At 71.2% G+C, this 12,690-nt stretch carries 9 protein-coding genes; 7 read left to right on the forward strand and 2 right to left on the reverse strand.

Going from position 1 to position 12,690, the window contains the following annotated elements; all coding sequences use genetic code 11:
- The first annotated feature begins 114 nt into the window (after nt 1-114).
- From htpG to AB0367_RS01390, 7 genes are all read left to right on the forward strand, one after another.
- On the forward strand, nt 115-1,965 hold the full coding sequence (gene htpG, locus AB0367_RS01360; RefSeq protein ID WP_366224174.1) for a molecular chaperone HtpG: 1,851 nt from the start codon (nt 115-117) through the stop codon (nt 1,963-1,965).
- 83 nt (nt 1,966-2,048) lie between these two features.
- Entirely contained in the window at nt 2,049-3,236 is a 1,188-nt protein-coding gene (locus tag AB0367_RS01365) for an aminoglycoside phosphotransferase family protein (protein ID WP_366224175.1), read from the forward strand.
- A 75-nt stretch (nt 3,237-3,311) separates the two neighbouring features.
- Entirely contained in the window at nt 3,312-3,800 is a 489-nt protein-coding gene (locus tag AB0367_RS01370; RefSeq protein WP_366224176.1) for a hypothetical protein, read from the forward strand.
- Nucleotides 3,800-5,191 (forward strand): hypothetical protein, encoded by a 1,392-nt coding sequence (locus tag AB0367_RS01375; protein ID WP_366224177.1) that lies wholly within the window; start codon nt 3,800-3,802, stop codon nt 5,189-5,191. The genes AB0367_RS01370 and AB0367_RS01375 overlap by 1 nt, the downstream gene beginning before the upstream one ends.
- Nucleotides 5,188-6,489 (forward strand): VWA domain-containing protein, encoded by a 1,302-nt coding sequence (locus AB0367_RS01380; RefSeq protein ID WP_366224178.1) that lies wholly within the window; start codon nt 5,188-5,190, stop codon nt 6,487-6,489. Before AB0367_RS01375 ends, AB0367_RS01380 begins: the two co-directional genes overlap by 4 nt.
- A 10-nt stretch (nt 6,490-6,499) precedes the next feature.
- Nucleotides 6,500-7,612 carry an AAA family ATPase gene (locus AB0367_RS01385; RefSeq protein WP_366224179.1) on the forward strand — a complete coding sequence of 371 codons (1,113 nt, stop codon included), beginning with the start codon at nt 6,500-6,502 and terminating at the stop codon, nt 7,610-7,612.
- Entirely contained in the window at nt 7,609-10,431 is a 2,823-nt protein-coding gene (locus tag AB0367_RS01390; protein ID WP_366224180.1) for a DUF5682 family protein, read from the forward strand. The genes AB0367_RS01385 and AB0367_RS01390 overlap by 4 nt, the downstream gene beginning before the upstream one ends.
- A 127-nt stretch (nt 10,432-10,558) precedes the next feature.
- On the opposite strand, the gene AB0367_RS01395 is transcribed toward AB0367_RS01390, so the two are convergent.
- Nucleotides 10,559-11,200, reverse strand: coding sequence for a hypothetical protein (locus AB0367_RS01395; RefSeq protein ID WP_366224181.1), 642 nt, complete (start codon nt 11,198-11,200; stop codon nt 10,559-10,561).
- The gene (locus AB0367_RS01400; protein WP_366224182.1) at nt 11,200-12,603 is read right to left on the reverse strand and encodes a selenium-binding protein SBP56-related protein; all 1,404 of its coding nucleotides are present in this window, start codon (nt 12,601-12,603) and stop codon (nt 11,200-11,202) included. Before AB0367_RS01400 ends, AB0367_RS01395 begins: the two co-directional genes overlap by 1 nt.
- Nucleotides 12,604-12,690: the final 87 nt, after the last annotated feature.

Below are 12,690 nucleotides of genomic sequence, written 5' to 3' on the forward strand. Positions count from 1 at the left end.
TGGTATGTCGCCGGCTCGTCGGCGTGTTGCTGGTCTCTACACGAACGACACTCCTCGGTTTCGACATCGCGCCAGTATTCTTTTCTGCGGTCGTAGCCTCGAGAGGGAGTCGAAGTGAGCGAGACGCTGGAGTTCCAGGCCGAGACCAGACAACTTCTACAGTTGATGGTCCACTCGATCTACTCCAACAAGGACATCTTCCTGCGGGAGTTGATCTCCAACGCCTCCGACGCGCTGGACAAGCTGCGGCTGGAATCGCTGGTGAACAAGGAACTGGACGTCGACACCGACGATCTGCACATCCGGCTGGAGATCGACAAGGACCAGCGCACGCTCACGGTGCGGGACAACGGCATCGGCATGTCACACGATGATGTCGTCTCGCTCATCGGCACCATTGCGAAGTCCGGCACCGCGGAGCTGCTGAGCAAGCTGCGGGAATCGCCCGAACAGCAGCAGCGGGCAGAGCTCATCGGGCAGTTCGGCGTCGGTTTCTATTCGACGTTCATGGTCGCCGACAAGGTGACGCTGGTGACCCGCCGCGCGGGCGAGAGTCAGGGCACCCGGTGGGAGTCGGCCGGCGAGGGCACCTACGAGATCGAGTCGCTGGAGGACGCGCCGCAGGGCACCACCGTGACGCTGCACCTCAAGCCGGAGGACAGCGAGGACCAGCTGTTCGACTACACGGCGGAATGGAAAGTCCGGGAAATCGTCAAGAAGTACTCGGACTTCATCGCCTGGCCGATCCGGCTCGACGATGCCGACACGCCGCTGAACTCGATGAAGGCCCTCTGGGCGCGGCCGCGCAGCGAGGTCGCCGACGAGGAGTACAACGAGTTCTACAAGCACGTCAGTCACGACTGGACCGACCCGTTCGAGACCATTCACATGCGGGGCGAGGGCACCTTCGAATACGAGGCCCTGCTGTTCATTCCGGCGCGGGCGCCCTTCGATCTGTTCAGCCGCGACGGCAAGCGCGGGGTGCAGCTGTACGTCAAGCGCGTGTTCATCATGGACGACTGCGAGGCGCTCACCCCGCAGTACCTGCGATTCGTCAAGGGCGTCGTCGACGCGCACGACCTGTCGCTCAACATCTCCCGCGAGATCCTGCAGCAGGACCGCCAGATCCAGGTCGTGCGGCGGCGCCTGGTGAAAAAGGTCCTCACCACGCTCAAGGAGATCAAGGAGAAGGATTCCGAGCGGTACGGCACGTTCTGGACCGAGTTCGGCCGACCCCTGAAGGAGGGCCTGATCGACGACGCCGAGAATCGCGAGGCGCTGCTCGATCTCGTCCTGCTTTCCTCGACCCACTCCGCGGAGCAGCCCACCTCGCTGCGCGAATACGTCGAGCGCATGAAGGAGGGGCAGAACGACATCTACTACATGACCGGCGAGTCGCGCGCCACGGTGGAGAACTCGCCGCACCTCGAGGCGTTCCTCGCCAAGGGCTACGAGGTGCTCATCCTCACCGACCCGGTGGACGAGGTGTGGGTGGATCAGGTCGCGCAGTACGACGGGCGGCAGCTGCAGTCCGTGGCGAAGGGCCAGGTCGACCTGGGCGCCGAGGAGATCGCCCCGGAGCGCAGCGAGGGCTTCGCGCCGCTGTTGTCCTGGCTCGGCGCGAAGCTGGAGGCCGACGTCAAGGAGGTGCGGCTCTCCACCCGCCTCACCACCTCGGCCGCCTGCATCGTGGGCGACGCGGACGACATCACGCCTACGCTGGAGAAGATGTACCGCGCGATGGGCCAGCCGATGCCGCACACGAAGCGAATCCTGGAGCTCAACCCCGACCACCCGCTGGTCGGCGGTCTGCGTGACGCGCACGCCGCCGACTCGGACACGCCCGGGCTGGCCGAGACCGCCGAGCTGCTCTACGGCATCGCGCTGCTGTCGGAGGGCGGCGAGCTGGCCGACCCGTCGCGCTTCACCCGGCTGATCGCCGACCGGCTGGCGAGGTCGCTGTGACGACAGCGGAGGCTTGGCACCTCGACGACACCCGCAGGTGGCGGATCGTCGCCGCGCACGGGAGCGCGGTGTAGGAGCCGGCTGTGCGCACGGTGACGCTGGTTCTCCTCGACGCATCGGGCACTGTGCTCGGCGCGCTGCCGGCGTTCACCGTCGAGGTGCCGTACTGGCCCGAGGTCGACGATGTCGTCGCCGGGGCGCGGGAGCGCTTCGGCGCCGACGTGAGCGTGCTGCGGCTGCTGCACGCCGACCGTCCGCGCCCGCACGGCGGGGCGGTGAGCTATCTCGCCCAGCTCGACGGTCCGGCGTCCGCGGTGGTGCCGGAACTGGCGCCGGTCGACTTCCGGCCGGCGCCGCATCCGCTGCGGGCGCCCTATGCCGAGGTGGGCGGGCCGGCCGAGTCGGTGCGCTGGGCGCTGGGCGAGATGCGTGGGCTCGGCCTCGGTCCCGCCCGCAACGTCATGCAGCGCAAGACCTGGAACCTTTCTGCGCTGTGGCGGCTGGACGCGGCCGGCGGGCCGGTGTGGCTCAAGCACCTGCCGCCGTTCATGCGGACCGAGACCGAGGTCCTGGCGTGGCTCGGCGCGGTGGCCCCCGGCGCCGCGCCGAGGCTGCTCGCCGCCGACGGCACCGGGCGGCAGCTGCTCACGCACCTGCCCGGCGAGGACGGGTTCGGCGCGCCCGCCGAGGCCCGGTTCGCGATGGCGGACCTGCTGCACGGGCTGCAGCGGCGGGCGCTGGACGACCTGCCGCTGCTGGCCGGGCGCGGGGTGCGCGACCGGCGTGGCGGCCGGCTGCGCGAGCAGATCCTGGTAGCCGCGGAGCCATGGCTCGGCGAGATCTTCGGCCTCGACGCGCTGCTGGCCGGGCTCGGCGACCGGCTGGCCGCCGTCGCCGCGTGCGGGCTGCCGGACACGCTCGTGCACGGCGACTTCCACCCCGGCAACGCGCGTTTCTCCGCGACGGTACCGCCCGCGGTGCTGGACTGGGGCGACGCGTTCCTCGGCAACCCCGCCTTCGACATCCTCGCCCTGTGCGACGGGCTCGAGCCGCCCGAGGCGGAGCCGCTCGTGGCGCACTGGACGCAGCAGTGGCGGCGGCTGGCGCCCGGCAGCGACCCGGCCGCGGCCGTCCGGCTGCTGCGCCCCGTAGCGCCGCTGCTCGGCGCCGTCATCTACGCCGGGTTCGTGCACAACATCGAGCCAAGCGAATGGCCTTATCACTCCGAGGACGTTCCGACCTGCCTTCGGATCGCCGTCTCGCTGGCGTAGCGGTTTTTTTTGTCATACCCATGCGGTACAACTACCGGCGTCTAGGACCACCCCGAATGCTGGAGGTCGAGGGTCTTGAGCGTCGAAACGCGCTCGACGGCGGTCGTCATACCGCCCGTGGAGCCACGCAAGCTGGCCAAGGTGCCGTTCGTCGAGCTGGCGGACGGGCGCCTGCAGGGCGTGGTGTCGAGCGGGTCGGACATCGAGCGGGTCTACGTCTCGTCGATCGGCGCGGGCACCCACGGACTGAGCTGCAGCACCAACAACAACCGGCCCTGCGGCGGGCTGCGCGGCGCCTACCCGTGCAAGCACCTGCATGCCCTGCTGGACGAGGCCGAGGTGCAATACGGCCGCGAGCGCGTCGCCCGCTATCTGCGCCTCGACGTCGAGGACGGCCGGTCGCTGGCTGCCGGGCTGAAGGCGCGCCACGAGCCGGCGCCGGCGGCCACCGTGTTCAGCGGGTTCCTGCGCCACCTGGCCTATCTGGAGCTGCCGGGCAGCGGTGAGCCGATCCCGGAGCTGCACTGGTTCCCGTCCGTCACGCGGGTGGAGGAGGAGCGCTGATGCTGTCCTCGCTGTTCGCCGGCGAGCCCGATTCCGGCATCGGCGACGCCCTCGGTCTCGCCGCCGCCGTCGACGACGGGCTGGTGCACGGCTTCGCCCGCGTGGACGAGGACCGGGTCGCGGCGCTTTCCGCGCTGGCCGCCGGGTTCGGCGGCAGCCCGCTGCGCGAGGCGGTCGCCGAGGCCGCCGACAAGATCGCGGCCGGCTCGATCGCCGACGACCACCTCTTCGCCCTCGCTGCGGCGCGCATCGCGCTGTTCGGCGCGGTGCACGACGCCCTGCTCACGCGGGCCGACGCGGCGCTCGGCCGCAAGCGCGCCGAGTGGAAGGGCGAGCCCGGCCCGGCCGCCTGGTCTGGGTCGGTCAGCGCGGAGCCCAATCGAGCCAGACTGGGCGGAGCGGCCATGGCCCACCTGCTCGCCGGGGCCCGGTCGTGGCTGCGCGAGCTCGCCATCACCGGCTGGCGGGGCGTCGACGACGACCTGGTCTCCGCCTCCAGCCAGGCCATCGAGGCCGCGCTCGCCGAGCCGGAGCTGCGCCGCCTCGCGGTGCTGCTCGACGGCCTCGCCGCGGAGCTGCGCGCCGGCAGCCCGATCGCGACGATGGAGCACCTGCCCGTGCGCCGCTGGGCCGACCTGTGGAGCCGAGCGCTGCTGCTGGCCCGCGACGGCGGCCGGGCGCAGCGGGCCGAGCAGGCCGAGCCGGTCTCCGGGCGGCTGTTCGTGCTGGGCGCCGACGTCCACGAGCACCCCACCGCGGTGCAGGTTCAGGTCCACGGTGTGCTGGAGACCTCCGGCGGCGCCACGCGCCTGGTGCGGGCGAGCGTCTCCGCCGCGAAGGTCGACACGATCGTCGGCCCGGCGATCTGGCGGCTGCTGGCCGGCCACCAGATGCTGCTGACCGGGCTCGCCGAACGGCGCGCCCTCGACCTCACCGACATGCCGCTGCTCGCCGGCGGCGACCTGATCTGGCGCGACGATCGGGCCCGGCCGGGCGAGGCGGCCGACCCGTTCACCACGGCCCGGGTCCACCTCGGCGCCGCGCTCGCCCCGGCCGCGCCTCCGCTGGAGCGGCACCCGGCTCGCATCGCCGAGCCGGTGTTCGTCGAGGACCTCTCCGGCGTCCCGCTCGACACGCGCAGGCTGCCCGCCTGTGGGCCGCTGACGCCGCAGCTGCTGGCCGGAGCGACCGCCTGCGTCGGCCTGCTGCGCTGGGACGACGGAGCCTGGACGGTGCAGCCGCTCGGGGTGGAGACCACCGTCAAGAAGAAGCGGGTCGGGGTGCACACCAGCGACTGGGCGCTCGGCCCCGCCGATCCGAAGCTGGCCAAGGCGGCCGGCGAGGCGGTCGAGGTGCTGCGCGAGCGGGCCGGAAGGTTGCTGCGCAAATGACCACCGACGATAACCGCCGCCAGGTGCTCTACTGGCGCATGCTGGGCCGGCTGTTCGAGGCCGATGAGCAGCCGTCCCTGGAATCCGCGAGCGTCGCGATCGTCGACGACATCGGGCTGCCGCCGGCGCTGCTCGACCCGGGCGTGACCGTCGACAACCTGGTCCAGCGCCACCCGGAGCTGGCCGGGGAGTTCGAGGGCCTGCTGACGCAGGGCGACGGGGCCGGCGAGGCGACCGGTCTCGAGGTGCGCCGCGCCGCCCTCGTCTCCAAGCTGCTGATCAACGTGTTCAACACCGGCAACGGCAGAGTGAGCGCCACCCAGCTGGCCAACTGGCAGGCTGACGCCGGGTGGTTCGAGAAGGCCCTCGGCATGGACCCGGGCGAGCTGCGCGGGCGCCCCAGCGCCGGCGGCCTGGCGGGCGTGCTCGGCGGCATCGAGGGCAACCTGGTGAAGCGGATGCACCTGCGGGAGGTGCTCGCCAACCCGGCGCTGGCCAAGCAGCTGACCCCCAGCATGTCGCTCATCGAGCAGTTACTGCGGGACAAGAACAATCTCTCCGGCGTCGCGCTCGCCAACGCCAAGGCGCTCATTCGCCGGTTCGTCGACGAGGTCGCCGCGGTCCTGCGCACGCAGGTCCAGCAGACCAGCGTCGGCGAGATCGACCGGTCGGTGCCGCCGAAGCGGGTCTATCGCAACCTCGACATCGAGCGCACGATCTGGAAGAACCTCACCAACTGGAGCCCCGAGGACGAGCGGCTCTACGTCGACCGCCTCTACTACAAGCAGACCGCGAAACGCACCACGCCGGCCCGGCTCATCGTCGTGGTCGACCAGTCGGGCTCGATGGTCAACGCGATGGTCAACTGCACCATCCTCGCCTCCATCTTCGCCGGGCTGCCGAAGGTCGACGTGCACCTCGTCGCCTACGACACCCGCGCCCTGGACCTCACACCGTGGGTGCACGACCCGTTCGAGGTGCTGCTGCGCACCCGGCTCGGCGGCGGCACCGACGGCACGGTCGCGATGGCGCTGGCCCAGCCGAAGGTGAGCGACCCCCGAAACACGGTCGTGGTGTGGATCTCCGACTTCTACGAGTCGCAGTCGCAGGTCCTGTTCGACTCGATGCAGGCTTTGCACCGATCCGGGGTCAAGTTCATTCCGGTCGGCTCCGTCAGCAGCGGAGGCCAGCAGAGCGTCAACCCGTGGTTCCGGCAGCGCTTCAAGGACATGGGCGCGCCGGTGCTCTCCGGGCACATCAAAAAGCTTGTCACCGAACTCAAGAGCTTCCTCGCATAGGAGACCCCTCATGACCGACATGCTCCGCGCCCCCGCTGAGGTCAAATACGCCGAGGAGCTCGACTGGCTCGAGTCGATCGACGACGCGCCCAAGCCGTTCTCGTGGCGGCTCAGCCCGCGGATGATCCGCCTGTTCGTCCTCGGCTCGGAGCGCGCCGACGGCCTCGACCGCGAGATCTCCCCGAAGTGGTTCGGCGACCGTAGCTTCGTCGAGCGCAGTATCGTCACGCTGGCCTCCGACCGCGGCCTGCTGCTCATCGGTGACCCCGGCACCGGCAAGAGCTGGCTGGCCGAGCTGCTCGCCGCGGCCATCTCACGCAACTCGACGCTCGTGGTGCAGGGCACGGCCGGCACGACCGAGGACCACATCAAGTATTCGTGGAACGTCTCGATGGTCATCGCCAAGGGCCAGTCCCGGGCGTCGCTGATCCCCTCGCCGATCATGACCGCGATGGAGAAGGGCGTCATCGGCCGGTTCGAAGAGCTGACCCGCTCGACCAGCGACGTGCAGGACGCGCTCATCTCGATCCTGTCCGAGAAATACGTGTCGATCCCGGAGCTGGACGACGACAACATCGTCTTCGCGCAGCCCGGCTTCTCGATCATCGCGACCGCCAACAGCCGCGACCGGGGTGTCAACGACCTCTCCTCGGCGCTCAAGCGGCGGTTCAACTTCGTGCGGATCCCGGTCGTGACCAACAAGAAGAGCGAGGCGGAGATCGTTCGCTTCCGCACCACCGAGCTGCTGCGCCGGCACCGCATCGAGCTCGACGTGCCGCCCAACCTGCTCGACATCCTGCTGCAGAGCTTCGCCGACCTGCGGGCCGCGGCCGCGTCGGCGACCAGCGACGACGACAAGCTCGAGTCGGCGCTGTCCACCGCCGAGCAGATCGGTGTGCTGGAGGACGCGATCCTGCACAGCACGTTCTTCGGCGACCGCAGCCTGCGCGCCGAGACACTCGCCGGGTCGCTGGTCGGGTCGCTGGCCCGGCGCAGCCCGGAGGATCTCGCGATTCTCAACAAGTACTGGCACGGCGTCGTCGAGCCGCGCAGCAAGGAGGACGGCGGGGAGTGGCCCGCGTTCCTCGAAGGCGGCCGTCAGGCGATCGCCACTCTGTCATGACCGAGACACCACCGTTCGGTGCGCTACGGTCCCAGATGGTGGAGGCCGCCACGGCCTTCGCCGAGGGGCCGGGCGCGGTCCCGGAGATTCTGGCCGGCATCGTCGACGACGTCGACCGGGCGCTGCGTGAGGAACTGGAGATCTTCCCGGTCTGCCACCACTCGCCCGCGTCCGGGCTCGCGATGGTCCGGCGGCTGCGCGAGAAGCAGCCGAAGGTCATCTACCTCGAGCTGTGCGAGGACATGGCGCCGCTACTCACCGAGCTGCGCAACTGCCGCCTGCCGGTGGCGCTGCAGGCGTTCGCGTCGCAGCTGGACGGGTTTCCGCAGGAGTGGGGACCGCTCAGCGTCGTCGCGCCGATCACCGAGGCGTCCGCGGAGTATCAGGCCATCGCCTACGCCCTCGACACGCCCGGCGTCGAGCTGGTGCTGGTCGACCGTTCGACCGACCACGTGTTCCAGTGGCAGCCGCGCGAGGACGGCGCGCCATCGGCCGAAGGCGCCGAGGGGCCGGACCAGCAGCCGGACGAGGCCGACCTGCACGGCGACGCGGTCGGCATCGAGATCGGTGACCTGCGGCCGCGCTTCGCCGAGCTTGAGCAGCACCTGCTGCACCACGGCAAGGTGCGGCACTGGTCGGAGTGGTGGGACCAGTATGTCGAGCAGCCGCTCGCCGGCGCGGACTACGCCACCTACCGGCAGGTCATGGTGCTCATCGGCAGCCTGTTCCGGCGGCTTGCTCCGGCCGACACCCGGCGGGTCGCGGTGGACGAGGACCGGGAGCGATACATGTGGACCCGGATGCGCGAGCACCTGGCCCGCACCGGCGTCGACAAGGCCGACTGCCTCTACGTCTGTGGCGCCTTCCACGCCGCGAGCCGGGTCGCGGAGTTCGGCACCGGCGAGAGCGTGCCCGACTTCGAGATCAGCCCGCGCACGGCGACGACGTGGCTCTACGGGCTCATCCCGTCGAGCCACTCGGCCATCGAGACGCAGTTCGGCCTCGCATCGGGCTCGGTCTCGATCGCCGCGGCGACCTGGCAGAAGTCGGCCACCCGGGCGCGGCTCACGCCGTTTCAGCTGGAGGGCCAGAAGGGCAGCCGCAAGCGCAAGGCCGTCGCGATGGCGGCGGGAGCGGCCCCGGAGCCGGTGGCCGACCGGCTCTCCGGCTTCCTCGCCAGCCCGCCGGTCCTCGACGCGCTCGACGAGGAGGAGCTGCTCGGCTGGTGCGTCGACATCGTGCGGCTGGCCCGGCGCAACGGCTACCTGGCCAGCACCGCCGACGCCATCGCGGTGTTCGAGACGTCGATCCTGCTGGCCGGGATGCGCAACCGGGCGCGCCCGACGCCGTATGACTTCCAGGACGCGGCGGTCACCTGCATCGAGAAGGATGTCGTGCCCGGTCGGCGGGACGTGCGGCGGCTCTGCGAGATCCTGCTCGGCGGCGACCGGGTCGGCCAGGTCGGCTACGAGGCGCTGCCGCCGCTGGCCCGCGACGTCTACGACCGGCTCGCTCCGATCGGCCTCGACCTGACGAAGTCGACCGTGCAGCGGGCCCTGCTCGACCTGGCCGGCCGACCGGAGCTCGGGCCGGCTTCGCACCTGCTGTGGATGCTGCGGTATCTCCTGCCCGACGGCGCGGTCCGGCCCATCATGGGCACCCGCCGGCTGGGGGAGAAGTCCATCCAGGAGAGCTGGGACCTGGCGATCGGCAAGCACCAGCGGTTCATCATCGAGCTGGGCTACGAGGGCGTGACCGTCGAGCAGGTCGTCGAACAGCGCCTGCGCCGCTCGGTCTGGGCGCCGGACGCCACCGCGGCGGTCGCCCTGAGCGCCGTCGAGGACTCGATCCTGTTCCTCGGCAGCCGCCGCTTCACCGACGAACTCGGCGCCCGCGCGGTGGAACTGCTCGCCGCCGAGCGCACGGTGGACGACGCCCCGGAGGTGCTGCGGCGCATCCGGCGGCTGCTCGCGCACTACCGCGCGACCGAGCCGACCCTGCCGGCGTGGTGCGAGTCGTTCGTCACCGCGGGCTACGCGCACTACTGCACGCTGTTGCCGACCGCGTTCGTCGACGACGAGACCGGGGTGCGGCAGGTCGCCGCGATGCTGGGCTTCCTGTTCACCATGGAGGGCCTGGCGCTGTCGCTCGGCTGCGACCGCGCCCAGCTCGAGCTGGCCGTGCGCCAGTCCCACCCGGAGAGCCCGGCGAAGGTCGCGCTGCTGTGGTCCGCTCACCACCAGCTGGGCCTGCTGCCGCTGGCCGACCTGCGGGCCCGTTGCGCCGACCTGCTGGGCAACCCGCTGGTCGTGCCGTCGATCCCGCAATACCTGAGCGGCTTCATCCAGGCGCTGGACCCGGTCCCGAAGCTCACGCCGTTCGTGGTCGAGCTCATGTCCAACGCCTTCGCGAAGCTGCCCGATCCGGTGCTGCTCCCATGGCTGCCGACCCTGATCACCACGCTGCGCGACCAGGCCAGCGAGCTGGTCCCGGTGCTCATCCGGGAGGCCGGCCGCACGTTCCCTGCCACGCTGCCGGCGGTCGACGCGTTCGTTCCGCCATGGCTGGCCAAGCCGCGTTCCCGCACCGTCGCCGGGCCCGGCGACGGTGCGGCGGGCCCGGCGACCGGCCCGGTCGGCGCCTTCCTCGCCGCGCACCCGGCGACCACCGACGCCCTGGCCGGCGTGCTCGGCCTGGACGCCGGCTGGCGCGCGTCGTCGCCGGCCGACGGCGGGACCGCGGCGGGACCGCTGGCACTGCTCAGCACCCATCCCGAGACGGCCGAGGCCCTGGCCGACCTGCTTGCCGCGCCGGTCTAGGCCGTTCCGGCGTGGCGAAGCGCCCCCGGCGGTCGCACCGGCCACCGGGGGGACGGCGCTGCTCGCTGGCGAGCGCTCGGGTCAGGTCAGCCCCCGGCGATCGCACAGGCCGCCGGGGGCGGACGGCCTAAACAGCCACCGCCACGGTCGCGATGCCGGCGCCGACCAGGGCGAAGGCCCACACCTTGTCGAGATTGATCCAGGTCGAGCGCAGGATGCGCAGGCCCACGGCCTGGTACACGAGCAGGGCGATGACGCCCGCGACCGTCACCATGCCGATCGTGTGGACGGCGGTGGCCAGGAAGCCGATCCAGAGCGGGGCGCCGGCCTGGGCGGCTACCCCGTGGTGGTGGTGCGCGCCGACGTCGATGCCCCCTGCGACGAGGACGGGGACGAGCATGAGCCCGGCGCCGTGGATGCTGGACATGAGGAACGACCAGCCCGAGAGCTGCGGGAACGTGAGGCGCATGCCGGCCCAGCGGAAGTGCCGCTGCGACAGGGCGCGCCACAGGCCGAAGCCGACCAGCACCGTGCCGCCGCCGATGGCGACGCCACGGGTGGCGACCACGGACTGGAGGGCACTGACGAGCCCGGCGACCACGAAGATCGACACGGCGTGGCCGGCGGCGATCGGGGCCAGGGCCCGCAGCACGGCGGCCCGGCTGCGCTCCTGAAACCCGATCGCGACGGCGAACAGCCAGCCCATGCCCGGGTTGAGGCCGTGAAAGGCGCCCATGGCGGCGAGGGCGACGAGTGCTCCGGTGGCCATCACGGGTAACAGTACGAGTCCGACGAGGCGTCGCCACCCTGGAGGCGGGTCTGGTGCACACGCAGGCCGCGGAAGGCCTCGCCGTGCGGGAAGAACCTGAGGTCGGGCTCGAGTGCGCCCTGCTCGGTGACGTCGAGCTTCGCCATCCAGGCGCCGACGCCATCGGGGTAGAACTGGTCGTCCCAGGCCCCGTAGAGAGAGTTGGTCACGTATACCCGACGTCCGTCGCGGCTGATCTCGACCATCTGCGGGCCGCCGGACAGCGGGAGGTCCGGCGCCGTGGGGTGGGCGGCCCGGGTGACGATGCCGCCGAGGCGCACCTCGCCGACGAGCCCGGGGCTGAACGGGTCGGTGACGTCGTAGCGCAGCAGCCGGCCGGTCCCCCAGCAGGAGACGAGCAGGAAGCGGTCGTCGACGGTGAGGTCGATGTCGGTGACGAGCGGGGGCACGGCGCCGAACGGTTGCAGTACGGGCGGCAGGAGGCCGGCGTCCGCGGGCTCCGCCGGGATCGTGATGACCTTGGTGGCCTTGAACGACCCGTGCTCGCGGTGCCAGACCCAGACGGATGCGGAGAGATCCTCGACGTTGATCACGACGTTGGCGAACCCGTAGTCCTTGGTCGGATCGTGGGCCGGGCGCAGCTCGAGGGTCATCTGGTGTTCGTCGCCGAGGTCGACGGTCTGCAGGTGCCGCCGCTTGCGTAGGTCCCAGAAATGCAGGGCGTGACCGTACTTGCGACCGGCCAGCAGCTCGGCGACGACCCCGTCCTCGATCATCGAAGGGGTGCCCCACTCGCTGGTGACGACGATGTCGTGGCCCAGGTGCCACCAGACGTCGTAGGCGAGATACTGCGGCCCCCGGTCGATCTCCCAGCGTCCGAGCACGTCGAAGGACGTGTGGTCGAGCAGGGCCACGCCGCCGGGCCCGTCCGCTCCGTCGGCCCCGCCGAGTGCGGAGACGTAGATGCCCTCCGGGCCGCAGTGCACGGTGTGCGGACGGGAGTACCCGGCCCGCTTGGCGAGATCTTCGGGCTCCAGCAGCCGGACAAGCTTGGGCTGCCGCGGGTCGGGCGCGGTGTCGTACACGTGGATGCGGGACGAGCGCAGCCCGGGAACGATCAGGTAGCGGCGCTCGACGTGCGGGTGCGGCGCGTACGGGCACAGCGCGCTGCTGCACGCGTTCCAGCCGAAGTGGTGCAGCTCGTCGCCGGTGTTGGGCAGATCGGTCCAGCCGACAACGGTGCCGTAGGCCGGCGACCCGGGATCGGTGTCGACCACGGCGATCGCGTCGGGCCGCTCGGCCGAGCGGTCGAAGGCGCAGACGTAGGCGAGCCTCTCCGGCGGGGCCAGCAACGCGTCGCGCGGTGACGGGTAGAAGGTCGGATCCGGTTTCCAGAGAGCCATGTTTCGCACGCCCTTACTACGACGCCGGCCTCGCTTCGAACGTACCCCCGGGTCGGTGACCTGGGTCAGATTTCCTCCGGCGTCGCC

This window comes from Dactylosporangium sp. NPDC051484, assembly GCF_040689395.1.
Lineage (GTDB): Bacteria > Actinomycetota > Actinomycetes > Mycobacteriales > Micromonosporaceae > Dactylosporangium.